Origin of the sequence: Sutterella massiliensis, from assembly GCF_016899755.1 — a bacterium.
Classification (GTDB): Bacteria; Pseudomonadota; Gammaproteobacteria; order Burkholderiales; family Burkholderiaceae_F; genus Sutterella; species Sutterella massiliensis.
In genome coordinates this window covers 1-244 of sequence record NZ_JACJJC010000508.1, presented here as the reverse complement: position 1 = coordinate 244, position 244 = coordinate 1, and the positions used below count along the sequence as shown (strand labels likewise).

1 protein-coding gene is annotated in these 244 nt (G+C 37.3%); it reads left to right on the top strand.

Annotation, left to right across the window (positions count from 1 at the left end):
• Nucleotides 1-201: hypothetical protein (locus H6A60_RS13500; RefSeq protein WP_205105384.1), on the top strand; the 201-nt coding region annotated here is incomplete at its 5' end.
• Nucleotides 202-244 lie beyond the last annotated feature (43 nt).

The following is a 244-nucleotide window of genomic DNA, read 5'->3' as shown; positions in this document are numbered from 1 at the left end:
ATTATGAGATCAGCTATATTGTTGCTAATCGTACTCTTATTGTCGGCATGTGCTTCATTTGATCACAATGGCCGTGGCAAATTTGCGTTAAACATAAGCGGTCTTCCTGTCATAACAAACGATAAAGGAGATGAGTATGTTAAAGACTCAAATAGACTGTTTATCGAAGATTCGAAAATTATTTTTCGACGTAGATTTTGATTAGAAGAATATGTGTCGTTGACCGAGCGTACGAAGGTAGCAG